The following is a 25722-nucleotide window of genomic DNA, read 5'->3' as shown; positions in this document are numbered from 1 at the left end:
GCGGGCACCGAACCACGCGGAGGGGTGGCACCGGTTTGGGCCACACCACAGCTGATAACCGCATCTCACCAGTCCTCGGCAACCGCAGATGGTGGGATACCAAGCGATGACCAGCACACTTCGGCGACGCCTGCTGGCTGAGTTCACCGGAACCGCCCTGCTGGTCACCGCCGTGGTCAGCTCGGGAATCATGGCCACCACCCTCGCCCCCGACGATGTCGGCCTTCAACTACTGGCGAACTCGATCACCACCGCCTTCACCCTCGGCACGCTGATCCTGATCTTCGGACCGGTCTCCGGGGCTCACTTCAACCCGGTCGTCTCCGCCGCCGACTGGTTCCTCGGGCGGCGTTCCGGCACCGGTCTGACCGCCGGCTCCCTGGGCGCCTACGGAGCGGCCCAGATCCTTGGTGGGATCGCCGGTGCGGTGCTGGCGCACCTGATGTTCGACCTCGCCGCGATCGACTTCGCTGGCAAGGAGCGGGCCGCCTGGCACCTCTGGGTGGGAGAGGTTGTCGCCACCTCCGGACTGGTCCTACTGATCTTCGCCCTCGCCCGTTCCGGGCGCGCGTCGGTCGCCCCGGCCGCCGTCGGCGCCTACATCGGGGCCGCGTCCTGGTTCACCTCGTCGACCTCCTTCGCCAATCCCGCGGTCACCATCGGGCGAGCGTTCTCCGACACCTTCGCCGGCATCGCCCCCACCTCGGTGCCCGGTTTCATCCTGGCCCAGCTGGCTGGACTCGCCCTCGGCGTCGGCCTGCTCACCGCCCTCTACCCCGACGCCGGTGCCGCCGCCGACCAGGTCGTCGTCCCCGCCGAGCCGGCAGCGACGGGAAACCAGGGGCCACCGACGCGTCGAGCGGACCGCCGCCGCCCCCTGGTCAGGTCGTCGCCCAGCTCACACCAGATCGACGAGGAGCGCCTCGGGGTCGACAGGCCCACTGTGTTGTTCATCTGCGTCCACGACGCCGCAGGCTCGCAGATGGCCGCCGGTTGGCTACGTCATCTCGCCGGCGACACCGTCGAGGTGCGCTCCGCCGGCTCCGCCCCCGCGCGGCAGATCGACCCCGCCGCCGCAGTGGCCATGTGGGAGGTCGGCATCGACATCACCGGCCAGGTCCCGGCGCTCCTGCGCTACGCGACCGCGGCGTCCGCTGACGTCATCATCACCATCGGTCGCGACAGTGACTTTCCCGACTTTCCAGGCGAAAGCTACGAAAACTGGAGTCTCGACGACCCCGCCGGCCCGGGCGTCGAGGCGATCCGCCCGATCCGCGACGAGCTCCGGGACCGGGTGGAGCACCTGATCGCGGAGCTGCGCCCCACCGCGTGACGCCGATGTCGTCCAACGCGAGAAGGTGACATCTACCCCTCACCCAGCCGGCCTGTCCGATGGTCACACCAGGGCCTCGGCCGCGACCTCGCCGGTCGCCACCAGCACGGCGGGCCCCGCCAACCAGCAGGCCTGAGCGGTCTGGGTCACCACCAGGCGACCACCGGGCACGTCCACGGCGACCACACCGGTGTCCCGGCCCGCGTCCCGCAGGACAACCGCGGCCACCGCACACGCGCCGGTGCCGCAGGAGCGCGTCTCCGCGCTACCCCGCTCGTAGACCCGCATCCGAACGTAGCCATCGGTGCCGCCCGTCGGGTCCCCGGGGGTGATGAACTCAACATTGACTCCGGTGGGGAAGATCACCGGGTCGATCTCCGGAGCCCGGTTCAGGTCGAGAGCGGCCAGCTCCAGCCCCGCGGGCACCGGGCACACCAGGTGCGGGTTGCCGACATCGACGGCCGTGCCGGGCAGGGCCAGCCCGTCGAGCACCGCGATCGATGCGCCGGCCAACCGAGGCCGCCGCATCTCGACCGCCAGTTCCTCCCCCTCGACCCGCGCCCGCACGAGGCCGGCCCGGGTGGCCACCGGGAACGCCGCGCCCGACGGTACGGCCAACCCGGCTTCCAGCAGATAGCGAACGAAGACCCGGGCGCCGTTGCCGCACATCTCGGCCACGGAGCCGTCGGAGTTCCAGTAGTCCATGAACCACTCGGCCGCACCGGCGAGGGCCGCCCCCTCGGGGTGCCGCGCGGCGCGGACCACCCGCAGCACGCCGTCCCCACCGATCCCCTGCCGCCGGTCACACACGGCCGCGACCAGGTCCGGGGTCAGCTCGAGCGTGCCGTCGGGATCGGGCAGAATCACGAAGTCGTTGCCGGTGCCATGCCCCTTGGTGAACTCCACGACCCCATCATCGCGCAGCGGGCCGGACCACTCGCAGCGCCTCTGCCACCAGCCCGGACCCAGCCGAGTCGAGCCAGGTGATCCTCGGATCCCGGCGGAACCAGGACCGCTGGCGACGGACAAACCGGCGGGTGGCGCGGATCGTCTCCTGGTACGCCTCGGACTCGGTCAGCTCCCCCGCCAGGAATCGCAGGACCTGCTGGTAGCCGAGGGCACGGCTGGCCGTACGCCCCTCGGCCAACCCCTGGTCGGCCAGCAACCGGGTCTCGGCCACCAGGCCGTCGGCCCACATCCGGTCCACCCGCAGCGCGATCCGCTCGTCGAGCCGAGCGGTGTCCAGGTCAACGCCGACCTGCACCGACCGGTAGTACGGGCTGGGGTCGGGCAGCGCGGCGGTGAAGGGCGCACCGGTCAGCTCGACCACCTCCAACGCGCGGACGATCCGCCGGCCGTTACCGGGCAGAATGTTCGCCGCCGCGTCCGGGTCGACCGCGCGTAGTCGCTCATGCAGGGCCGCCGGGCCGGCCTGCGCCAGCTCCGCCTCCAATCGCTGCCGGAGCACCGGATCCGTGCCGGGGAACTCGAAGCGTTCCAGCACGGCGCGGAGGTAGAGTCCCGAACCGCCGACCAGCAGCGGCACCCGTCCCCGGGCCAGGATGTCGTCAACCGCCGCGCGGGCGAGCCGCTGGTACTCGGCGACGCTCGCCGGTTCGGTCACCGGCCAGATGTCCAGCAGGTGGTGCGGCACCCCCGCACGTTCGTCGGTGGTCAGCTTGGCGGTGCCGATGTCCAGGCCACGGTAGAGCTGCATCGAGTCGGCGTTGACAACCTCACCGTCGAGCGCATGGGCGAGGGCGACACTCAACGCCGACTTCCCGGCCGCGGTTGGACCGACCACGCCCACCACCGTGCCCGCCGCCAGGTGAGCACCGTCCGCCGCTCCCGCAGCCGCGTCGACGGCGCTCACCGGGCCACTCCCGTCGGCGCCCAGGAGGCGACGAGGTAGGTCACTCCGTAGGGTGCGGCGGCGTAGGCCAGCTCGCCACGCCAGGGGACCCCCGCCGCCCGGACCGCGCCGGCCAGCACCTGCCAGGGCGCACGGCCGGTGGCCTTCAGCCCCGCCGACAGCTCCGCGTCCAGAGCACCGAGGGCAACCGTGTCCGCGCCGGCCAGTGCCCGCGCGACGGCCTGGTCATACGGCTCGGCACGCGGATCGTCGTAGCCGGGCGACCACTCAACCCGGCAGGCCGACCCATCACCCAGGACAAGCAGTCCGAGCCGGCAGGACGAGTCGCCATCCGAAGTGTTCCCCGTCACTGAGCCGAGCAGGTCCGCGTTGAGCGGGTCTGCATCGAACAGGTCCGCATCAGGCAGGCCCGCGCCGAGGGTTGCGCAGCGGGCGGCGGGCTCGTCGGGCGCGACCGCCACCGCGGAACGGGGCAGCGCCGTACCAGCTCGACCGAGTAGCCACGCCCCGATTGTCAGGCTAAGCGGCAGGCGCGCCGGCCCGACAGCAGCTTCACCGGTGCGGTCCGTGGCGTCGATCGGCGACAGCGGGACCCGCCGGTTGACCCCGTACCGGCGGAACGAGCCGTGCTCCGCTGTGCCGAAGGTCATGGTCTGCGGCCCACATCCGATCAACACGATCCGGTCCGGCTCGGCGGCGAGCAGTCGGGCCACGGCCCCGTCACAGGCGGTACGCAGCTCGTCCAACTCGGCGGATGCGGCGCCCGCCACCTCGGGGACAAGCAGCGGCGGATGCGGGCAGACGGCAGCGGCGACCAGGGGCACGAGGGCCACGGTAGCGGCTGGTCCGGACGCGCCGCCGCGCGCCTTCCCGGGACCCGACCCCGGGATTCCGACTACCGACGAGTACTCCAGACGGAGGTTCCGACACTCGCCCCATGCGGACCCATCGGGGCGCTAGGACACCGTATGGTCACGGTCGGCGATAGGCGCTCGACGGAGGCGGGGGCACACCTGTGACAATGCCGTGGAGAACGTTGGCTGCGCCGTGGCGGCACTCGCGGGACTGACCCGTGAGGCCGGGAGAACGAGGATGGGCACATGAGCGACTGGACTGCCTTCGGACGGGTGGACGCGGACGGCACCGTCTACGTGAAAACCGCTGAAGGCGAGCGGGTGGTCGGTTCCTGGCAGGCGGGTGCACCGGAGGAGGGGCTGGCGCACTTCGCCCGCCGGTTCGCCGATCTGATCACTGAGGTGGAGCTGGCCGAGGCCAGACTCAACTCGGGTGCGGCTGATGCGAACCACTCGCTCAACACAATCCGCCGGCTACGCGCCTCGCTGGCCGAGGCGCACGTCGTCGGCGACATCGACGGCCTCGCCACCCGGTTGGATCGGCTCGCCACCCTCGCGGAGGAGAAGGCCACCGAGGCTCGGGCCGCCCGCGACGCCGCCCGCAGCGAGGCCCTCGCCCGCAAGACCGCGCTGGTTGAGGAGGCCGAGAAGCTGGCCGCCGAGTCGACCGGCTGGAAGACAGCCGGCGACCGGCTCAAAGAAATCCTCGGGGAGTGGAAGTCGATCCGCGGGGTGGACCGGAAGACCGACGGTGAACTGTGGAAACGGTTCGCGGCGGCCCGGGATGGCTTCACCCGCCGCCGTGGCGCCCACTTCGCCTCGCTAGACGCGCAGCGTAAGCAGGCGCAGACGATCAAGGAAGAGCTGGTCGTCGAGGCCGAGAAGCTCCAGGACTCGACCGAGTGGGCCCACACCGCCAACCAGCTCAAGGAGCTGATGAACCAGTGGCGTGTCGCGCCACGGGCGTCGAAGGAGGCCGAGCAGCGACTCTGGGAGAAGTTCCGGGCCGCGCAGGACGCGTTCTTCACCCGACGCAGCGAGGTCTTCTCCGCTCGGGACAACGAGCAGCGCGCCAACCTGGAACGCAAGCAGGCGCTCCTGGCGGAGGCCGAAGCACTGGATGTCGACGGCGATCCGAAGGGCGCCCAGGCGAAGCTCCGGGGCATCCAGGCGCAGTGGCACGAGGCCGGTCGGGTGCCCCGGGAGGCGGCAGGGGGCCTGGAGCGTCGACTGCGCGCGGTCGACGACAAGGTTCGCGAGGTGATGGACTCCGCGTGGCGGCGCACCTCTCCGCAGGACAACCCCCTGCTCGCGCAGATGCGGGCACAGGTCGCCGAGGCCGAGGAGCGGCTGGCCCGGGCCAAGGCCGCCGGGGACGCCCGGCGGGTCCGCGACGCCGAGCAGGCCCTCAGCTCCAAGCGTCAGTTCCTCAGTCTGGCCGAGCAGTCCAGCTGATCCGTTAGGCCGCCCCGGGCCCCCGGTTCCTCGTGAACCCGGGGGCCCGGTGCACTCCGGCCACAGGCCGAGGGGATGCTGCACGGGTAGCCGTGCAGCATCAGCCCCGGTGTCAGCAGGAGCAGGCGGACGAGGCCGCGGGGGGCATCGGCGGCGGAGCGCCGACCGTGGGCAACCCGAGCGACACCCCAGCCGTACGAGGTCGCTGCCCCGCCTCGGCCGCGTCGCCGGCCCGGGTACGCCGGTGCGCGAGCGGCTCACCGTCGGCGTTGAGGTGGTGAGGGGCGGCGTAGGTGACGACGGTCTGCACGATGTCCCCGGGGCGGACCTGCCCGGCGAGGCTGCCGGCGTCGAAGTGCACCAGCCGGCCGTCGCGGGCCCGCCCGGACAGCCGGCCGGTGCGCTCGTCCTTACGCCCCTCACCGACGGCCACCAGCACCTCGACGGTCTTCCCCAGCAGCCGCCGGTTCTCCGCCCAGGTGATCTCTTCGACGCAGTCGATCAGCCGCTCGTAGCGCTCCTGCACCACCGCTTTTGGCAGCTGATCAGCCATCGTCGCGGCGGGGGTGCCGGGACGCTTGGAGTACTGGAAGGTGAACGCTGAGGAGAACCGCGCCGCGCGGACCACGTCGAGGGTGCGTTCGAAGTCCGCCTCGGTCTCGCCGGGGAAGCCCACGATGATGTCCGTGGTGATCGCCGCGTCCGGCATCGCCGCCCGCACCTTCTCGATGATGCCCAGGTACCGCTCCGACCGGTACGAGCGTCGCATGGCCCGCAGCATGTCGTCGGAGCCGGACTGCAGCGGCATGTGCAGCGAGGGGCAGACGTTCGGTGTCTCGGCCATCGCGGCGATCACGTCGTCGGTAAAGTCCTTCGGGTGTGGGCTGGTGAACCGCACCCGCTCCAGACCGTCGATGTCGCCACAGGCGCGCAGCAGCTTGCCGAAGGCGTACCGGTCACCGAACTCGATGCCGTAGGAGTTGACGTTCTGCCCGAGCAGGGTCACCTCCAGCACACCCTCGTCGACCAGGGATCGCACCTCGGAGAGGATCTCGCCGGGGCGGCGGTCCTTCTCCTTTCCGCGCAGCGCCGGCACGATGCAGAACGTGCAGGTGTTGTTACAGCCGACCGAGATCGACACCCAACCGGCGTAGGTTGACTCCCGACGCGTCGGCAGGGTGCTCGGGAAGACCTCGAGGGACTCCAGGATCTCCACCTCGGCGGCGGCGTTGTGCCGGGCCCGCTCCAACAGCACCGGCAACGACCCGATGTTGTGCGTGCCGAAGACGACGTCGACCCAGGGTGCCCGACGGACGATCTCGCTGCGGTCCTTCTGGGCCAGGCAGCCACCCACGGCGATCTGCATCTCCGGGTGCTGGTCCTTGCGGGGACGCAGCTGGCCGAGATTGCCGTAGAGCCGGTTGTCGGCGTTCTCCCGCACGGCGCAGGTGTTGAAGACGACCACGTCCGGGGTGTCGTCGGCGGCCCCGGCCCGCAGGTAGCCGGCCTGCTCAAGAAGCCCGGCGATGCGCTCGGAGTCGTGCACGTTCATCTGGCAGCCGTAGGTGCGCACCTGGTAGGTGCGCGGGCTGCTCGCCGCTGCGGTAGTCATGACCACGACAGCCTATCCGGGGCACCCGGAAGCATCGGAGTCGAGCCACCACCCCACAGTTCGGGCAGAGTCCCGGCTGTCTGTTCGAGTACGTGTCGAGGGTCTCCCGGAACACATCCAGGGAGGCGAGTGCCGATGGCTCGCGGTTCAGGTACAGCGTCTCGTCATGATCAGCGGAGAGGTATCTGACCGTCCGTGGGGAGAACCCTGGCCACCAGCGGGGCGGTGAATGGCAGCCTTTGGGGATCTTTCGCTGGCCGCCGACAATCAATTGACCGATCCTCACGTTCAACCCACAATCGATCTCGCGTCGCTACCGACGATCACCCCAATATCCGGAATCGGAGCCATGACCGAGACATCCAGATCCGGCGACAGCCCTGCGGACAAGCCTTCGGTCAGCCCACCACCGGGCACCAGCCGCCGCGAGCAACGCGACGAGGCACCACCACACGCCGCCGGAAAGCCGAGCGCGACGTGGCGCTCCGACGCGGAGATCGACAACCTACTGAACCAACTGGACGGCCCACCCCGTTCAGCCAGCCCACGAGACAGCCCACCCCGGCCAGGCAAGGCAGAGCCACCAGCAGTCGCCTCCCCACCGATCAGGGCAGCGTGCTCGGATGGCACACCCCCACCAGACAACGCCGCCTGCTCGAACAGACCGTCGGGGTCGGACAGTCCCGGTCGCCGGGCCCTACGCCCCGTCAGATGGCTTGCGGATGTTCGCCGTTCGGCCCCGCCGCAACTGCGGCGTCACCACATCGTCGCGGTGGGCTCCTTGGGGATCATCCTGACCGCGTTTGCCGTCAACGCGCTCCACCACCCACCAAAGGAATCGTCGCCGGCCATCGCCACCGACGCGTTCCCCAGCAATGAGGCCAGGCCGCTCGCCCCGTCAGCTACGCAGTCGCTGCCCCCGTCCCCGACCCCGACCCAGTCTCCGTCCCCGACGCCGACACCCATCAAGATGGCTGTGGGCGCCCGCCCGGCACCGCCCACGAGTCCGCCGCGGACCTCCACGGCATCGGCATCGGCATCGGCATCGCCGACACCGAGTGGGCTACCGGCCCTTCCCCCGTCCGACGCGGCCTGCCAGAAGTCAGTGGACGGCGGCGCCTGGACGACCGTCGTATTCCGCAACGAACGACAGGAGACGATCCAGGTGTACTGGATCAACCACAGCGGGGAACGTCACCGCTATGCGGATGTCGCACCTGGTGAATCATTCACTGTGCACACCTTCCCCGCTCATCCATGGGTGGTGACCGAAAACGACAAGGACCTGGCCTGCTACCGACCCGCGACGGCGAAGGCGACGGCGGTGGTCCGCTAGACCGGACGCCGCCGTCCGCCGTCAGGGCGTCGTCTCCTCCGTACGAGCCGCCTGCGAATTCAGGGCCGGCCCGGTGGGGAACATCGCCAACACCGTGGTCGGCACCGGCAGACGAGCGGCCTGCCCGAAGCCCAGCGCGGAGATCACCTCATCCCCCCCGAGGGGATACTTCACCCCGAGGTCAGTGATCAGATAGACCGTTCCGGTTTCCACGCCGGGGGCCGACTGCCCCATCACCAGCGCCCCGCCGCCCGGTGGCACCTGCACCCGGTCGGCCATCCGACCATCCTGCGGGTCACGGGCGGTGGGTCGCGCCGCAGCGACTCGATCAGCCGAAACGGTCACCAACCGGCCTTCCGTTCCCCGCTCCTGGTCGAAGGACAGCTCGACACAGAGTTCCCGCGTCCCGTCCAACCCCTGTACCGGGCGCGGAGGCGTACGCGGGAGTTCCGCTGACGATGCCACCGTCGCCTCGGGGGCCAACGCCACGGCGGCCACGGTGGTCGGCCGTGGGCCGTCGGGGTTGAGCTCGGCAATCCGTTGGTCGACCAGCAGGAGCGCGAGCTGGGTGTCGGTGACCGGGGCCAGCCCGTCAGCGCGCATCAGGTACTGCTCGGTAGCACCGCCGGGCGTTCCCACCGTGAACAGCTCTCCCACCCGGGTGGCTTCACCGCCGAGCGGCACCCCGGCCTTGCCCTGCCCAGTCACCTCCGGCGCGACGAGGTCAGGCCCGGCGGTCAACGCGTTAAGCCACGCGGCGGACACCGGCATCGGTGGCACACTGCGATAGCCCAACGCCACCAACACGGCCGGATCGCGAATCTGCAGGCGACGATCTTGCCACGCCAGAAAGGTCTCTCCCCCGCCACTAACCAGTACGGCATGCTCCTCAGGCACCTGCTCGGTTGGCCAGCCTCCGTCGAGACTCACCACGAGGCCCGCTTCCCCCGACTCGCCCACCTGGGCACCGCACGCCAGCCATGGGCCGCTACTCAGTGCACCCTCACCCGGCATCGCGTCCGGGGCCCCAGGAATGCCGATCGGTCTTCCCCGGGGGACCTTGTCCAACGACGACCGCGACACCAGTTGCACCGACCCGTCCCCGCCGGCGACCGCCAGCAGCGCCGAGCTGTAGTTGAGAGCCGGTCGCAACTCGCCGTCGAGATAGAGGTAGCGGGTACCGGTCTCTCGTTCGACGACAATCGAGCCGGGTTCCTGCCAGCTGTCGCTGCCACCACCGGCGATCAGGCCGTAAACGCCGAACCCGGCGGTCACCAGGAGCGCGAGGACGAGGCCGATCAGTCCCCCCATCCGGCTCCGCCGCATCGGCTGCTCCTGCGCATCCGGGTCGCCGGTCACCAGTGCGGTAACCAGTCGCCCCGACACGAACTGGTGGGCGTGAAGTCGATCGCGGTTGTCCGACATCGGCGATCAACCAGCCATACCGCGTACTCGGGCGTAGACACCCAGCACGGCGAGCGCCAACGGCGCGACCGCGATCGCGATCAGCGTCTCCAGCAGATCCGCCAACCGCCCCCACCACGGCGACCACCGCTGTTCGGGTAGGCGATGCAGCACAGCGACGAGGACGCTGAGACAGGCAATCCCGGCGACGAGAATGTTCAACCGATCGGCGATGCCCGCACCGGAGGCCAGCGCGAGCGCGAACAGGAGCAGACCCACCGCGCCGGGCAGGACGGTGGCGAGCCGTTGCCACGTGTTCACCAGCGCCCGCGCGCGCAGCAGCAGCGCCAGGCTGAGCACCACGACGAACGAGGCCGAGGCCCAGCCAACACCGGTGGCGAGGACCGCCAGGGCCACCGTGGCGACGACGCCGAAGGAGCCGAACAGCGCCGACAGGTAGCGGTCCGCGATCGCGGTACGAGCGCGAACCAGTTCCTCGGAGATCGGGTCGATGTCATGTTGCAGGTCCGCCGCGGTGGCGGGGATCTGCGGTGTGCGTAGGCGGGCGACGCGGACGGCGATGGTGGGACTGACCACGCTGGCGAAGAAGGCGAGGACAGCTACGGCCGCCGCTGCCCCGACCCCGGTCGTCTCCAGCGCGACGATGAGGACGCCCCCGAGGGCCGCGAATCCGGCGGCGACCGCCACCCCGACGAACAACGGCCGCGCCACGGCCACAACAAGTGACATCAGGGCCGCGGCAACGGTGGCCACCGCCCCACCTGCCAGCAGGTGGGGCGCGCTCCACTCGGCGGCACCGAAGGCGGAAGGCACCAACGCACCGGTCAGCCCGGCGAACGGCACCGCCGCCACCCCGAGCAACATGCCGATACCCGCGTCGCCGAGCGCCCGGGAGCTGATGCCACTCGCGACAACGAGAAGCAGCCCGATAAGCCCGGCGGCACCCACACGCCATCCGACCGGTCCAGGCAGCAGCACGGCGATGAACATCCCGGCCAGCACCATCGCGGTCAGTCCCAGCAGGAGCCGGCGAGTGTACCCCGGTTGCCAGGAGACCGAGTGATCACGGATCGCCGCCCCGACCCCGTCCACGATGTCGTCCAGGTCGATGGGGGGAAGCGGGGCGTCGCTGGGCCGTAGATAGAGCACGTCGCCGTCGCGTAGCCCCAGCATCGCGGGGGTTAGCTCCTCGTCGATCGGCTCCGCGCCGAGACGTTGCAACGCATAGGTGCCACCGCCCGTTACGGTCAGCCCCGGATCGAGCTGGCGGACCATCAACAGGAGCACCTCAACCATCGGTGTGTCGACCGGAACCGCGAGGTCGACGCGGCCCGACCCGGTGTCGATGGTGAGCCGGCAGAGGTCGGCCCCGGTCGCAGCCGGCTGCTGTGCCACGGCCACCGCGCCGTCGTCGGTACCCGTCATGGGGTTGTCTCCAACTCTGTCGAAGGCGTGTGCGCAGTCTGCAGCAGCTGGGTGCCGCGTCGCGTCACTAGCTGGGCACGGCCTGGCGGAAGCCGGCGAGGTATCGCCTCGCCGAGGAACTTGCCCTCTTCCCGGGGGCAGGAGAACAGCAGACCGGGGCAGGCCAGCTCCCAGATACGGCGCAGCGCTCGGTCCATCATCGCCCGCGACCCGCCCGAGCTACTGCGGGCAACCACCAGATGCAGGCCGATGTCGGCGCCTTTGGCCAGCAGCTCGACGAGGGGCTCCAACGGGCCCGACATGCCACCGGAGACCAGGTCGTAGTCATCCACGAGGAAGAATATTCGGGGTCCGCTCCACCAGTCCTGGCGACGCAGTTGTTCTGGTGTGACCTCCGGTCCGGGCAGCCGGCTACGCATCGTGATCACCGTGTCGTTGACCAGCTTTGTCACCGCATCGATGTCGGCCGCGTAGCCGACCCGGTACTCCGCTGGAACGCACTGATACAGCGTCACTCGCGGGTCGACCAACACCATGCGGGCTTCACTACGCTGATAGCGCCGCAGCACCGCCTCGGCGATGAGCCGCACCAGGTTCGTCTTTCCCGTCTCGGTGTCGCCGAAAATGAGGAGGTGCGGGCTCTTGGCGAAGTCGTGCCACACGGGTTCGAGCCGCTCTTCGTCCCAGCCGAGCGCCAGGCGAAGGTTACCCTCCGGCGGCGGCAGCGTGGCGGCCGGCAACAGGTCAGGCAGCAGCCGCACCGGTGGCGCCGGTGGCCCCGGCCAGGCGTCAGCGATGTCCTCGACCAGACATTTCAGGGCGGTCGCGGCGTCGACGACCAGCGCTGCGGCATCGGCGCGCGGCACGGCCGCCAGGAAGTGCAGGGCGTCAACGGTAAGGCCCCGACCGGGCTGGGCGGGAACCGTGGCGGCATCCCGCGACCGCAGCTCAGACTCGTGAGGGTCGCCCAGGCGCAGCTCGAACCGCGTACCGATCAGGTCCCGCAGACGGGGGCGGACCTCCGACCATCGAACAGCGGTGAGGACCAGGTGGATGCCGTAGGACAGGCCACGGGAGGCCAGCTCCGACAGCTTCGGTTCCAGATCCTCGAAGTCCTGCCGCACCGTCGCCACACCATCGACCACGAGAAAGACGTCCCCGTAGGGGTCGTCGACCGAGCCGTCCTGCCGGGCTTTCCGCCAGTCGGACATCGACTCGATTCCGTGGTCGGCGAAGGCCTGCTCACGTCGTTCCAGAAGGGTTTCGAGCTCGGCGACGGTGCGTCGAACCCGGTCTGGGTCGAGACGGTTGGCGTTCGAGCCAACATGGGGAAGCTCGGCGAGACCAGCCAGCGTCCCACCGCCGAAGTCCAGACAGTAGAACTGGACCTCGACCGGGGTGTGCGTAAGCGCTAACGCGATCAGTAGCGTGCGGGCCAGACTACTCTTCCCACTGTGTGGTGCACCGACGATGCCGACGTGCCCCGCGGCACTGCTGAGATCGGCGACGAGCAGGTCGCGCATCTGGTCGAAGGGGCGGTCCACAACGCCGACCGGCACCCGCAGTCGGCCCAACGCCGGCCAACCTCGGGCAGTCATGCCGCGCCCCGCCTCGCCACCGATGCCCGGCAGAATCTGACTGAGCGTCGGTGACTCGCTGAGGGGCGGAAGCCACACCTCACGAGCCTGGGGGCCCTGGTCACGCAGCCGTTCGATCAGGACCGCCATGAGGCTGGGCGCCGACGAAGCCGGCACGTCGACAGGAGGCGGTGTCACCGCTGGGGCTCCACGATCCGCCGAGGTGAACGGCACAATGTCGAATGTGGCGATCTCCCGGCGCGCCTCCGCCGGGGCGGTGGGAGCCGCGGCGGTCACACACGGCCCGGAGACATAGCCGGCCTTGAACCGGCCAAGATCGCTCGTCCCCAGCTTGATGTAGCCATGCCCTGGGCTGGACGGCAGCTCATGGGCGGCGCCGGAACCAATCACACTGCGGCTCTCCGAAGCGGAGAATGTCCGTAACGCGATCCGGTAGGACAGGTGGGACTCCAGTTGATGAATGCGGCCCTCGCCCAGACGCTGCGAGGCGAGCAGGAGATGCACCCCCAGGCTTCGCCCCAACCGTCCTATGGTGACAAACAACTCCATGAAATCGGGCTTGCTGCTGAGCAGCTCACTGAACTCGTCGACCACGATGAGCAGCGTCGGCATCGACTCCAAGGGCGCGCCCCCGGCCCGAGCCGCCTCATACTCCCGACGGGAGCTCACCCCTGCCTGCCGCAGCAGCTTCTGCCGGCGGATCATCTCGCCCTGCAGCGCGTCCTGCATCCGGTCAACGAGCACCAACTCGTCGGCCAAGTTGGTGATCATCGCCGAGGTATGCGGCAGCTTCTCCATCCCCAGGAAGGTGGCACCGCCTTTGAAGTCGGTCAGAACGAAGTTGAGTGTCTCCGAGGAGTGGGTCACCGCCAACGCCACGACAAGGGTCCGCAACAACTCGCTCTTGCCCGAGCCGGTGGCACCGATCAACACCCCATGCGGTCCATTACCGCCCTGTGCTGATTCGCGAAGGTCGAGGGAGACAATGTCGCCCTCCGGCCCGATGCCGATCGGTACCCGCAGGTCAGACCAGGCCGGCGATCGCCACAGCGCGTGCACGTCGTAGCCGCTGAGATCACCAATCCCGAGCAGCCCAGCAAGATCAAATTCGGCAGCCAGGGGTTCCGACGCGTCCACCGCAACCCCGCCGGTGCGATACGGCGCGAGCAGCCGGGACAGCGCCTCAGCCCGGATGCCGCTGAGACTGTCGACTCGACACACCTGGTCGGGTTGACCCGCCTGTTGGACGGTGACCTGCTCCGTCTGCACCGACAGCCGGAGGAGCTGTGAGCCGTCGAGCGCGTTGGCCCCGTCAACGTCGAGCAACACCGCATTGCGCAGGCCACCCATGACCAGGGGTGAGTCGTCCGGCAGGGGCACCCCATCGCAGACGATGACCAGAAACGGCTCGTTGGGGCTGGCGGACACCCCGGCGGTGAAACTCGGCCGTGCCAACAACCGTTCACCGAGCACATCGACGAGACCGGGATAGTCCTCGGCGAACAACCGCACCGCCCCAGCGGCGTCGCGGCGCCAGGGATTGCCGGTGTGCGGCAGCCACTTCGCCCAGGTCCAATCGGCCATTCTCGACGAATCCGCGAGGATCGCGATCCGCAGTTCCTCTGGCGCGTGCAGCGCCGTCAGCTGCGCCAGCATCGCTCGGCTGAGTCCGACCACGCCAGCTTCCTCGCCAACAACCTCCACCGCGGCGAAGCCGGGCAGGTGCACCACCGTCGGCACATCGGTGACGGTCTGGTAAGCCCGCATGAATCGCCGCAGGGCGCTGGCGCAGAGCGGCTCCAGATCCTCTACCGGTGGGGTCTGTGGGGGCACCAGCCGCAGGGCGGACCGCTGCACACCCACGCCGATGCGAACCTCGGCGAAGTCATCATGACCTGCCCGCCGCTCCCACAACCGCGGGCCCATCGCCACCGACCACAGTTGCGACGGCTGTGGATGATTCCATTCGACCGCCGCGCGCTGCTGGTGGGCCGCGCGCCGCACCTGTCGGCGTACCTGCGTCAGATAACGCAGATAGTCCCGACGGTCGCTACGCAACTCCTTCTTACGCTGATGCGCCCCGCGCCCCAGCATCATCAACATCATGCCGATGGTGGAGACTCCCATCAGCCCAGAAGCCCCATAGCCCATGGACCCGCCGCCGGCGCCGGCGAACATCAACACGGTCGCACCCGACCCGAGGCCCATCGGGAGATAGATTAGCGCCGAGGACATGTCCGCCCCCGCTGGCTCGGGTAACGTCGGGGGTTCCTGAAGTTCGACCTCGCCGCTGGGCAAGGGAGGCCCCCCACCCCGTGACGGCCGGCTGATCACCACACTCACCGCATCTCCTCAGTCCCGGAAAGCACGCGATCCCCTCCCCCTGGCTGCGGGGCCACTCGATGACTGCCATCGATCCGCTGATCCCGCTGGTTGCCAGCGCCTGCGCCGTCCCCGGGGCACAACCGCCCGGGCCACCAGCATGACGACGACCAGCGTGCTCGCAGCAGCCGCGATAAGAAGCGCTACGATACGTCCCGGCATACCGTCATCCGGGCGGGTTGGTGCCGACACCACAACCGGCGACGCGGTGGGCGGGCCACCAGTGGCTTCCGGCAAGATGGACGCCACCGCCGCGTACGGGTTCACCACGCCCCAGCCGAGTCGCGGGTCCGGCACCGAACCGCTTGGTCTGTCCGCCGTCAACTGCAGCCGACGCCGCACCTGTTCCGCCGTCAACTGAGGGTGGTAGGCCCGCACGAGTGCGGCGGTGCCGGCGACCAGCGGCGCGGCGTAGCTGGTGCCGGTCGCGGTTAGGTGGCCGCCGCCACGTGGGCCGATACTGACGATGCTGCTGCCCGGAGCCGCCAGATCGACGAAGTCTCCGGAACCGGAGAAGTCAGCCGGGGCACCATCAGGGCCGATCGCCCCGACCGCGAGCACCTCTGGGTACGCGGCCGGATACGGGCGGGTGTTGCCGCTTCCCCGTTCGTTGGCCACCGCGGCCACAATGAGCACATCCTTGCTGCTGGCGTACTCGACCGCGCGGCGCAACGTCTCATCGGGAAAGAGCGACGCCGTGGAAATGTTGATGATGTCAGCCCCACGGTCCGTGGCGGCCCGAATGGCCTCAGCCAAGGTGGCAGCGGTGCCGTCGAGCCCGTCGCCAGTCTGCCGGACGGGCAGGATCGTGCTGGCTGGGGCAACGCCACTGAAGCCGGTACCGCTGACTGGACGGGCCGCGATCAGGCCAGCGACGAAGGTGCCGTGGCCGGGACAGTCATCCACGCCGCTCGGGCCGCGGACGACCTCCACCTGATCGAGTCGCCCGCCAGCGAGTTGGGGCACAGCCTCCACACCGGAATCGATCACAGCGACGACTTGGCCTTCCCCGCGGGTCAGCGGCCAGACCCGCGCCGGCGACAAACGGTGCTGGGCCCATGGGACATCCGGGATACGGGCGGTGGAAGCCGGCACACATCCGCCGGACTGCTGCGCGAGCGGCGGCAGGCCCTCTCCGAGGGGCTCCGCCGCCGCGACTCTGGCAGGCCAGAGGGCGAGAACGAGCGCGAGGGCGGCCGTGGGAAGTGGACGCCACACAGTCCCAGGTCGATCAAAGGCGCGACTCACTGCGCTCCCGTCCCCCGATCGGCCAGGTCAGCGTCATCGCGCCGGTAAGGTCTGAGCGACGAATCTCTGTCGTTGCGCGAACCACTGTCGTTGCGCGGACCCCTGTCGTCCTGCGAACCGCGCGTCCGATCGGGCTCCCGGAGCATTGTCATCGCCCGATGCCAGGCAGCCCGGCTCAACTCAATCGACCGGCCAGACTCCCGCCCAATGTGCTCAAGCAACGCGCTGTCCGGCGCAAGATGGTGCTCCCGCAGGTAGTAGGCGGAGGCGTCGGACCAGATCCAGCTACCGTCGGTACGCAGGCCAAGTGGGACCACCTCGCCGCGCTGCGACTCGACCACGTCGGGCTCTGCTGAGCCGATGGCGAGCAGGAGATGCCCGGTGTCCAGGTAGTCGAGAATGCTCTGACGTTCCTCGACAGCGTCAATTCGGGGATGGTCTACGGCGAACGGGACGGCGGCCTGCGGGAAGTCAAAGACCTGCGCGAGCCTCGGTGGCGGCGCGGGGTGCAACGCGGCGATCTCGACAGCCTCGAGCAGAGCGGTCGTCTGATACGGCGGCAGATCGGTATCCGGACCGAACACCTCAACCTGGGCGCTGATCTCGCCAGCGTCGAGAAGGACGCGCTGCATCCGGGCCGCTATTTCGGGCGCCTGAACGACGTCGCCAACCTCCATCAGGTAGACCCGACGGGCCGACGCCCACAGCGAAGCCGACGCGGGTAGCCGCCACACCGCCCACAGCGCACGGAACCCGGGAAGGCGGCGGGCGGCTTTTGTCGCGACCGTGTCGGTCTCAGCGGACGCCCGAACAAATCGGTACGGCGGTTCTGACTCACCGTCGACGTGGAGGTAGTCGTCTGCGGCGGTCTCGTGGAGCGCGTTGAGTGCCGCGGCGTGCTCGTGCGACATCGGCAGGCCAAGCCCACGGTACGTACGCAGGGCCACTGCCACCGCCAGTTCGTCCCGGCCCTCGGCCAGCCACGACCGGCACTGCGCCACGACGTCGTCCGGCAACCAGCCCGCGAACCACAGCATGAGCTCGTGTGCCCGCTGCTCAGCATTCACCGAGAAATCCTCCCAAACGGCAACGGTACTATCGCATTCCTGGCAAAGGTCCCGGGAGGCCCGCCGGACCGGTGGTTCCAAGCTGCCGCTCTACTACGCACGCACTGCTCTGTCAGCCTCGAGGACGGTCGAGTCACACGACGTGGAGCCACCATCCAGGACGCGGCGCTGCGCGACGTCTGGACGTCAGCCTTCACGCGCCGAACCGCCAGACCAGCTGCGGCGTCGAGGTGCAGCCGGCGCTGCGGCCTCACGCTTCTGCCGCGCGGCACCCTCGCTTCTCGTGGAGCCGAGCGAGGGAGGGGAAAGCCCGGCGAGATTCTGGGTAGGTGCTGTGGATTGGCTGAAGACACTCTCATGGCCCAGCTCTTCGGATGTCGTCGCCTCGGGCGTAGACGTGGAGGCCTCAGACCCAGACGTGGAGGCCTCAGACCCAGACGTGGAGGCCTCTGCGGCAGCACCAGCGGAGGCCTCGGGCGTAGACGTGGGGGCCTCAGACCCAGACGTGGGGGCCTCAGGCACAGAGGTGGAGGCCTCAGACCCAGACGTGGAGGCCTCTGCGGCAGCGCCAGCGGAGGCCTCGGGCGTAGACGTGGAGGCCTCAGACCCAGACGTGGAGGCCTCTGCGGCAGCACCAGCGGAGGCCTCGGGCGTAGACGTGGAGGCCTCAGACCCAGACGTGGAGGCCTCAGACCCAGACGTGGAGGCCTCTGCGGCAGCACCAGCGGAGGCCTCGGGCGTAGACGTGGAGGCCTCAGACCCAGACGTGGAGGCCTCTGCGGCAGCACCAGCGGAGGCCTCGGGCGTAGACGTGGAGGCCTCAGACCCAGACGTGGAGGCCTCTGCGGCAGCACCAGCGGAGGCGTCCACATCAACAGCTGCATCCTTCACCGCCGACTTGGCCCGGTGAACCGCGCCATGCCCGGCCTCCTCAGGGTCAGCCATGCCCCGGACAACGTCCGCCTCAGTCAGCCCGGCCAGGGCGATGTTGGCTTCACCCCGATGCCCAGCTACCCGATCCCGCACATCTGGCACAGCATCATCACCGGAGACACTGCCCTGCTCGGAGGCCCCGTCAGCCTTCTCCAGATCAGGTTGGGCCGCAGCCGACGTAGCCCCAGGCAACGAAGGCGTAGCTGGTTGGTTGCTATTCGACGGGGAGTTGTTGGTGCTGGGCAGGGTGTTCATGTCCGGGGTGTCGATTTGGGTGGGGGGCATGGGCAGGTTCAGTTTTATGGCGTCGGCGTCGGCGATGAGGAAGTAGAGGCCGTTGTCGACGGTGAGTGTGCTGGTTACCTTTGGGCCGACTCTTTCGATGAACATGTTGCTTCGGCCCTGTTCCGCTTCGAGCGTGTATTCAACGTTTACGCGATAGCGGTGGGATATGCTGTCACGTTTCGTAATGGTCGAGTACTCGATTCCGCTGGAGCCTCCGGCGGCTACTGCAGCCTTCCCGGTGGCGCCGACAGAGGGAGCAAGGATGGCTCGGACGTCGTCAGTCATAACCTGTCCAGTCAGACCGGGAGTAATAGTTCGCGCTTGGCCCCGCCCGTCGCTGACACTTTCGACAACGTCGTTTCGAACTTCCAGTTCACCCTTTCGGTCAACCGTTCCGATGTGAACAATGTTTTCCAGGTTACTAATATGCAATCGTATGGGAAACTTCTTGGTGGTGAGGTTCTCGTTATGGACTAGTTCAGTTTTAAAGTCGCGGCCCTCTGTCAGGAGGGAGTGGAAGTGTGATGCACGCATGCCTTCGCTGAGAAATTCACTGAGGACCTTCCGGCCATGGGTGACGGGACCGACAATACGGTCAGCGAGGCTGCGACTAGACCCGAGCGGGTTGATGGTTTCACCCAGCAGAGTCCTGAATTCTCTGGCTAGCCCGCCGTTGGGATCGGGCATCGCCTCGACGGTAATCATGCCCGGAGCCGCTTGAACCATGTCACGTAAGGCTGCCATGTCGATGGCCCGTCCAGACGGGCTCGCGGTGGCGCCTTCAGCCGGCACCGTCCCTTCGCTTGGCAAGGCAAGGACAACGCTGCCCTCAACTTCAAATTCGGAAGCCAGCCGGTCCCCAGAGTCTGTATCAGTGCCAGCACGCCAACCTATCTGATCGATGATCAGACTGTACTGAACATGCCGCCTGGTTTCGACGGTGAATTTCACGGGAATGTTAAACCGATCCACTCCCGTCGCCTTCGCGGTGTCCTTGATTTTGAAGTTGGAAGACTCAACCGTTGCGGCACTATGGGTACTGCCGGAACCGTAGCTGAAGGTAGGTCCACCACCGCCGGTACTGTTGTCCGTCTCAGTCAAATCGCCACCACCATCACGGTAGACGTAACCGGCCCCCAAGGACCCTGCCATCCCGCTGGCCTTTGCCACACCGTCCGAGGCCTTCACGTCTCCCTCATTGACGAGGCGCAGCTTGGCATCGCTGACAGAAGACAGATAGCTAGCGCTCCCACTCTGGAGCTCTCCACGAACCCGGACCTCGATCGTCTCCATTTTGTGCGGGCCGAGAGAGCGCCCGAAAAAGTGACTGACTCCGCCATTCAAAATCTTCGGCAGGAGACCTGGAGAGATTACCGGGGATAGCAGTTCGTCAAGCTTGAAAGCTTTTTCCACGTAACGCTGCGCCGCCCGCTCCAAATCCGCATTCGAATCGCTTGGGAACCTCGGCAGCAGGGCCGGATAGCTCTCTCGCATACTCGCCGTCAGCTTCGGCAACAAGCCATCGGCACCATCGATACCTTTCACACTTTCCACTACTGCGGATCCCAGAAACCCATCTTTCACGTACTGGGGAAGCGCTGGCACCACGCCCTCTGACATGGGTGAATCAACACCCGCGCCTTCCCCCATGTCGAGTCCGTCTCGTTCCGCTACCTGTTTGGCAGCAACGAACTCAACTCCACCGGGAACCGCCACCTTGACCGTCGCCCAGTTCGATCGATCCCGGTTCTCCTCATGGTGAAAATACTTCGAGAAGTCGCCTTCGACTTTTCGTCGATAGGCCGAAACGGTATACACCACATCGCCGCGATAGTAGGCGTAGTCACTCTCATAGGTGACACCGGTCGTCCGTTTGACGCCGAACTTGTCCGTACGGCTGGCCGCGGTCTCCCGCGTCCAACCGACCTTGCCAGAAAGAAGCGGGACACCCAGCTCCACGTTTACACCAAATCGAGTTCCGCTAGCTGTTGATCTTTCCAAGCCCAGCTTCTCAGCGTTACGCCGCTCCAGGCTCAACCCATCCGCCACGTCGACACGCTGAGGCTTATACATCTGGGCCTCAATGATCACATCCAGATCCTCGACAAAAAATGTGTGCTTGACGGACGGACTACCGAACCTCCACCCACCATTGGTAATAGCGTCGAAATGACTGACCAGCTCTCGGGATTTGAGGCGGAGACCCGACCATTCACCAGGAAGGTCCTGAACGACTCTCTCGATTGCGTCATTAATCGCTTCTAGCCCACGCAGCCGAAGCACATTGACCGCCGCGGGACCGGGATCGAATAGATCATCCTTTTTGGCAATTGCGTCGATCACGCTATCTGATGTAGTTGGCGCCGACGCCCCCTCCGGCCCCGCCCAACCCGTAGTAAAATTCGGGGTAACGAATTGCACAACACCAGAGCTATTTATTGCGGCAGTGACGGTGCCGGATGCCGAACGATCCAGACCAAGGAACCCGCGCACGCTTCGCTCCGCCTCACGGAAGAAGCCCCCAGGACGGGCCTCAGAGACGGAAACGTCGAACTCCACTGAGTGCTCAGCGACCCGGACTTTCTCACCGCTAAAAGCCAAAAGGTCTTTTCGGTCGCCACCCAAAGTAGCAACCGAGCCATGAGTACGAGTCCACGCTGCCTGCAGGCTGACCCCGCCACCAGCCCTCATCTTCGTAACTTCTGGCTGAATCTGGGCCAACCCGGTAGCACCAACCGTCAGCGACCGGCCGGCACCCTGCTTCAGGCTGGAGGTCACCAAGTAATTCGCGTTAGTCCAGGAATCCAGCTTGACGTCCTGATGCACTTCGGCTTTGAGCTCACGGCCCACCACCGCCTTTACGGTAACGTCAAAGCTGCGCCCCCCCAGTTCAACGAGCTCGGTAATCCCCTGCCCATCGGTCAAATTATGGAAGTCCCTCACCAAACGGGTAGCACCGAACTGAACACCAAGCTTCGATCTAACCTCACTCGACGGTTCCTGCGACCCGGTCAAGCGGTCCTGGAGCAAGGCGCTGGCCACGCTCGCGACTGTTTGACCACCATCAACCGACTCCGACAGATACTCGACAGCAAACAGGCCAGTCGGAAGATCCTGGATAGCATCCCCGCCAGAAACCCGGGTTGATCCCGCCGAGCCCCTACCAGAATCCTGCTGCTGCGCCGAAGGACTATCCCCGCCGTCAGACCCGCCCCCACCCGGCTTCACCACAGTAGCTTCGAAGCGGCTCGCCAACCTCTCCGGAACCCGCACATAAACAACCGCGTCGTTCTTTACAACCACCGGGTCAGCCTGGCCAACCGGCAGGCTCACCTCTACCTGGTATTTACCCTCAAGCTTATACAGAAACGTCTTCCCAGCGCCCTCGTACGTCACGGTAGAAGTCAAAGTCGTCTCACTACTCGACGCCGCAGTCCACGACCTACTTCCATCGAGGGACGCAGTCACCCCAGCCCTCAACCGGATCGGACCGCGATCACTACTACCAACCTCCGGAAAAAATGATTGAGACAGCCCAACACCTGCGCGGGAAGTCAGCGACCTACCATCACCACTGGTACCGGCAATCTCTATCTCTCGCGCAAGATCAACATTACCGCCGCCAATTCTCTGAACCGTCTCAAAACTCAAACTCAACTTGAGTGAACCCGAACGCGCACCGGAAATACCATCGTACAAGAACGATTCGGCCATTGAACCGTTCGTCAACAGGCCAAAACCACCACCCTTAGCCGCTAACTGCTTCAGAAGCGAATCAAACGCTTGAAGCGCGGCCGACGGAACATCATCCGTAAGCACCGAGCTACGTAACGATCGCAACCCCTCGAACGACTCCGGGAAGACCGAGGGAACCGAGCCAATGCGAGGATCCTTCACCGCCGAACGAACTGGCTCGCCCTCATAAGAAACAAAATCCGGATAGCTCAAACTCACGGAAAGCGACTCACCCCCTCGCTTATCCTGCGACACACCCCCCTCAAAGACCTCAACCGAAGGCTCCATAGCAGCCTTGAACCACTTGCCTTCCGGTGAAATACCACTAGAGGTAAATTTCTGCGTCAAACCAGAGCTAGACTGACGGACCCGCGACTCGCCCGCATTGACAGCAACCTGCCAGATAGGTACGGCAGCCAACGACGAAGCCACAACACTGAACGGCAGGGCACCCAGAAGATCCGACTCCGCGAACTCAGACTCTTTACTCACACCAACAGCACTCAACACACCAGCCTCGGCACTTGTATCCGCGCCCTGCTCCGCCAACACCGAACTGAATCTAGGCGACCCCAAAGACAAGCGAATACTCAGCCGGTCTGAAACATCTACAGTCTCACCCATCGACAGCCAACGGACCGCGCCAGCAACACCGAAACGCTTAACCAAACCCTCCACAGCAGTTTCTATCACCCCATTGACTATCTCCCCAAGATCCAACCCCGCCGGCAAAGAATCCGCAAACGCCTTAGAAAGAACCTCCCCCGCCGCATCATCCGTCAACCCCTTACCGCCCACCTCCCCAATCTCCGCCGCCCCCAACAACTCATCCGACTCCAGGTACGGAGGAGGCACAAAGCTCGCAGAAGCGTCGCCTTCAACAACTGCTGGCTCCGCGCCTACGCCCGCTTCTGCGTCCGCGTCCGCTTCTACGCCCGCGCCCGCGTCTACGTCTACGTATGTAGAAGCGGGCGTAGACGCGGGCGCGGACGCGGATGTAGAAGCGGGCGTAGACGCGGGCGTAGACGCAGACACTGACGTGGACGCGGACGTGGGCGCAGACACAGGCGCGGGCGCGGACCTAGATGCAGACGTGGGTGTTGGCGCGGGCGCAGTCGCGGGCGTAGACGCGGGCGCGGGCGTAGACGCGGGCGCGGGCGTAGACGCGGGCGCGGACGCGGGCGCGGGCGTAGAAGCGGGCGTAGACGCGGACGTAGACGTAGACGTAGGCGCGGACGCGGACGTAGACGCGGACGTAGACGTAGACGTAGGCGCGGACGCGGACCTGGGCGTAGACGCGGACGTAGACGTAGGCGCGGACGCGGACGTAGACGCGGACGTAGACGTAGACGTAGGCGCGGACGCGGACGTAGACGCGGACGTAGACGTAGACGTAGACGTAGGCGCGGACGCGGACCTGGGCGTAGACGCGGACGTAGACGTAGGCGCGGACGCGGACCTGGGCGTAGACGCGGACGTAGACGTAGGCGCGGACGCGGGCGTAGACGCGGACGCGGACGCGGACGTAGACGCGGACGCGGGCGTAGACGCGGGCGTAGACGCGGGCGTAGACGCGGACGTAGACGCGGGCGCGGACGTAGACGCGGGCGCGGACGTAGACGCGGGCGCGGACGCGGGCGCGGGCGCGGACGCGGGCGCGGGCGCGGGCGCGGGCGCGGGCGTAGAAGCGGGCGTAGAAGCGGACGCGGACGTAGACGTAGACGTAGGCGCGGACGCGGACGTAGACGCGGACGTAGACGTAGACGTAGACGTAGACGTAGGCGCGGACGCGGACCTGGGCGTAGACGCGGACGTAGACGTAGGCGCGGACGCGGGCGCGGGCGTAGACGTAGAAGCGGGCGTAGAAGCGGACGCGGACGTAGACGTAGACGTAGGCGCGGACGCGGACCTGGGCGTAGACGCGGACGTAGACGTAGGCGCGGACGCGGGCGTAGACGTAGACGTAGACGCGGACGCGGGCGTAGACGCGGGCGTAGACGTAGAAGCGGGCGTAGACGCGGACGCGGACGTAGAAGCGGACGCGGACGTAGAAGCGGACGCGGATGTAGAAGCGGACGCGGATGTAGAAGCGGACGTAGCCACGTCCGCGTCTACGTCAGGTGCCCCAGGCGAAGGCCGGACCCCAGACCGTTGCCGCTCATTCCCCGATCTCTCCCCACTCAGCCCAGACGACGCCACACCGTCTGCGTCCGCTTCTACGTCTACGTCCGCGCCCGCTTCTACGCCCGCTTCTACGTCTACGCCCGCGTCTACGTCCGCGTCCGCGTCTGCGTCAGGTGGCGCAGGCGAAGGCCGGACCCCAGACCGTTGCCGCTCATTCCCCGATCTCTCCCCACTCAGCCCAGACGACGCCACACCGTCCTCACCCACCACCGAATGCAACAAGCCAGGCACCGCCGACAAGGGTGTGCTCCGCACCACAGCATTCGCAGCCGTTATCTCACCAATGCGATCTATATACCGTTGCGGAAACACTAACGAATCAGAAACAGCAGCGGCACCCATAACACCCCCCTCACCACCACCCCCCAGCTCGAACTCAAGACCACTACGAATCCGCGAACCCTCGGCAGACCGGAACACAGTCGCATTATCAACATACTCATCCGGCAGACCCAGATAGTGCAGCAGCTCATGAGCCACAACACCAGCACTATCCTCCGCGTACCAATTCGCCTGATCAGAACGGCCACCGCCGGGATGCACCTCGACCACACCATGCGGATCAGAGCCATCGAACTCGACCCGCAATTGAAATACCTCACCCCCAGGTAACCGCAAACCCGAATTTAAACCGCCTTCAAGAACCCGCTCAACCGTACCCCGAACAGCAGCAACAGAACCCGAATCCCCCCTAAGGGTAAGCCTCAACGTATACTCCTGAACCCACAAACCATCCGCCACCTCCATCCGACGAACGTCATAGCTAATCCGGGAAACAAAACCATCCAACCCGCCGAATCGCCCATCGCCACCCTGCACACGCAACGGATCAAAACGCTCCGTCTCCACTCGCGATACCGCAGCAACCCTACGTAGACCCACCAACGCACCCTTAAAACCACCCCCACCAATCCCAGACGACACCAAACCCACAGGCCCAGGCACCCCACCCGGAGAAGAGGACCTAGACCCAAACC

The 25722-nt window shown here is 67.1% G+C and carries 16 protein-coding genes; 6 read left to right on the top strand and 10 right to left on the bottom strand.

Annotated features, from left to right (window positions below):
* The first annotated feature begins 106 nt into the window (after window positions 1–106).
* Window positions 107–1333 (top strand): phosphatase, encoded by a 1227-nt coding sequence (locus STROP_RS07270; protein ID WP_011905345.1) that lies wholly within the window; start codon window positions 107–109, stop codon window positions 1331–1333.
* Between the two features lie 63 nt (window positions 1334–1396).
* Here STROP_RS07270 and dapF read toward each other — a convergent pair whose 3' ends face one another.
* Genes dapF through STROP_RS07255 form a run of 3 tightly spaced genes read right to left on the bottom strand, consistent with a single transcriptional unit; the run spans window position 1397 to window position 4039 of the window.
* Window positions 1397–2239, bottom strand: a complete 843-nt coding sequence (dapF, locus tag STROP_RS07265) for a diaminopimelate epimerase (protein WP_011905344.1) — start codon at window positions 2237–2239, stop codon at window positions 1397–1399.
* A gap of 7 nt (window positions 2240–2246) precedes the next feature.
* Window positions 2247–3206: a tRNA (adenosine(37)-N6)-dimethylallyltransferase MiaA gene (gene miaA / locus STROP_RS07260; protein WP_011905343.1), complete on the bottom strand. Its 960-nt coding sequence runs from the start codon at window positions 3204–3206 to the stop codon at window positions 2247–2249.
* On the bottom strand, window positions 3203–4039 hold the full coding sequence (locus STROP_RS07255; protein ID WP_011905342.1) for a class III extradiol dioxygenase subunit B-like domain-containing protein: 837 nt from the start codon (window positions 4037–4039) through the stop codon (window positions 3203–3205). The genes miaA and STROP_RS07255 overlap by 4 nt, the downstream gene beginning before the upstream one ends.
* A 267-nt stretch (window positions 4040–4306) precedes the next feature.
* Here STROP_RS07255 and STROP_RS07250 point away from each other — a divergent pair, with 267 nt between their 5' ends.
* A complete protein-coding gene (locus STROP_RS07250) occupies window positions 4307–5515 on the top strand; it encodes a DUF349 domain-containing protein (protein ID WP_011905341.1) in 1209 nt (402 codons plus the stop codon).
* A gap of 112 nt (window positions 5516–5627) precedes the next feature.
* Here STROP_RS07250 and miaB read toward each other — a convergent pair whose 3' ends face one another.
* On the bottom strand, window positions 5628–7127 hold the full coding sequence (gene miaB, locus STROP_RS07245) for a tRNA (N6-isopentenyl adenosine(37)-C2)-methylthiotransferase MiaB (RefSeq protein WP_011905340.1): 1500 nt from the start codon (window positions 7125–7127) through the stop codon (window positions 5628–5630).
* Window positions 7128–7883: 756 nt separating this feature from the next.
* Complete coding sequence (locus tag STROP_RS26130; RefSeq protein ID WP_337998637.1) at window positions 7884–8093, bottom strand: hypothetical protein; 210 nt, start codon at window positions 8091–8093, stop codon at window positions 7884–7886.
* A 139-nt stretch (window positions 8094–8232) separates the two neighbouring features.
* Here STROP_RS26130 and STROP_RS07235 point away from each other — a divergent pair, with 139 nt between their 5' ends.
* Window positions 8233–8463: a VHL beta domain-containing protein gene (locus STROP_RS07235; RefSeq protein WP_018830412.1), complete on the top strand. Its 231-nt coding sequence runs from the start codon at window positions 8233–8235 to the stop codon at window positions 8461–8463.
* A 21-nt stretch (window positions 8464–8484) separates the two neighbouring features.
* On the opposite strand, the gene eccB is transcribed toward STROP_RS07235, so the two are convergent.
* From eccB to STROP_RS07210, 5 genes are read right to left on the bottom strand one after another with little or no spacing between them, the layout of a single operon-like run.
* Window positions 8485–9888, bottom strand: coding sequence for a type VII secretion protein EccB (gene eccB / locus STROP_RS07230; protein WP_011905338.1), 1404 nt, complete (start codon window positions 9886–9888; stop codon window positions 8485–8487).
* Window positions 9889–9894: 6 nt separating this feature from the next.
* Entirely contained in the window at window positions 9895–11313 is a 1419-nt protein-coding gene (eccD, locus tag STROP_RS07225) for a type VII secretion integral membrane protein EccD (protein WP_011905337.1), read from the bottom strand.
* Window positions 11310–15254: a type VII secretion protein EccCa gene (gene eccCa / locus STROP_RS07220; RefSeq protein WP_080516575.1), complete on the bottom strand. Its 3945-nt coding sequence runs from the start codon at window positions 15252–15254 to the stop codon at window positions 11310–11312. Before eccCa ends, eccD begins: the two co-directional genes overlap by 4 nt.
* A gap of 9 nt (window positions 15255–15263) precedes the next feature.
* Window positions 15264–16541, bottom strand: coding sequence for a type VII secretion-associated serine protease mycosin (gene mycP, locus STROP_RS07215; RefSeq protein ID WP_011905335.1), 1278 nt, complete (start codon window positions 16539–16541; stop codon window positions 15264–15266).
* A complete protein-coding gene (locus STROP_RS07210; RefSeq protein WP_011905334.1) occupies window positions 16538–17608 on the bottom strand; it encodes a hypothetical protein in 1071 nt (356 codons plus the stop codon). The genes mycP and STROP_RS07210 overlap by 4 nt, the downstream gene beginning before the upstream one ends.
* A gap of 283 nt (window positions 17609–17891) precedes the next feature.
* Between STROP_RS07210 and STROP_RS26430 the strand changes: the two genes are divergently transcribed.
* The 3 genes from STROP_RS26430 to STROP_RS24685 all read left to right on the top strand — a co-directional run bounded on the left by STROP_RS26430 (window position 17892) and on the right by STROP_RS24685 (window position 25205).
* Window positions 17892–18518, top strand: a complete 627-nt coding sequence (locus STROP_RS26430; RefSeq protein ID WP_148217338.1) for a hypothetical protein — start codon at window positions 17892–17894, stop codon at window positions 18516–18518.
* Window positions 18515–19303 (top strand): hypothetical protein, encoded by a 789-nt coding sequence (locus STROP_RS26425; protein WP_476649545.1) that lies wholly within the window; start codon window positions 18515–18517, stop codon window positions 19301–19303. Before STROP_RS26430 ends, STROP_RS26425 begins: the two co-directional genes overlap by 4 nt.
* A gap of 4297 nt (window positions 19304–23600) precedes the next feature.
* On the top strand, window positions 23601–25205 hold the full coding sequence (locus STROP_RS24685; protein WP_050764985.1) for a hypothetical protein: 1605 nt from the start codon (window positions 23601–23603) through the stop codon (window positions 25203–25205).
* Window positions 25206–25722 lie beyond the last annotated feature (517 nt).

Source organism: Salinispora tropica CNB-440, assembly GCF_000016425.1.
Lineage (GTDB): Bacteria > Actinomycetota > Actinomycetes > Mycobacteriales > Micromonosporaceae > Micromonospora > Micromonospora tropica.
This window is presented reverse-complemented; position numbering and strand designations above follow the sequence as displayed.

Bases quoted from the DNA above. Each gene is read 5' to 3' on its own strand.
- STROP_RS07270 (WP_011905345.1), top strand. From the start codon at position 107: ATGACCAGCACACTTCGGCGACGCCTGCTGGCTGAGTTCACCGGAACC.
- STROP_RS07250 (WP_011905341.1), top strand. From the start codon at position 4,307: ATGAGCGACTGGACTGCCTTCGGACGGGTGGACGCGGACGGCACCGTC.
- miaB (WP_011905340.1), bottom strand. From the start codon at position 7,127: ATGACTACCGCAGCGGCGAGCAGCCCGCGCACCTACCAGGTGCGCACC.
- STROP_RS26130 (WP_337998637.1), bottom strand. From the start codon at position 8,093: ATGGGTGTCGGCGTCGGGGACGGAGACTGGGTCGGGGTCGGGGACGGG.
- eccB (WP_011905338.1), bottom strand. From the start codon at position 9,888: ATGTCGGACAACCGCGATCGACTTCACGCCCACCAGTTCGTGTCGGGG.
- eccD (WP_011905337.1), bottom strand. From the start codon at position 11,313: ATGACGGGTACCGACGACGGCGCGGTGGCCGTGGCACAGCAGCCGGCT.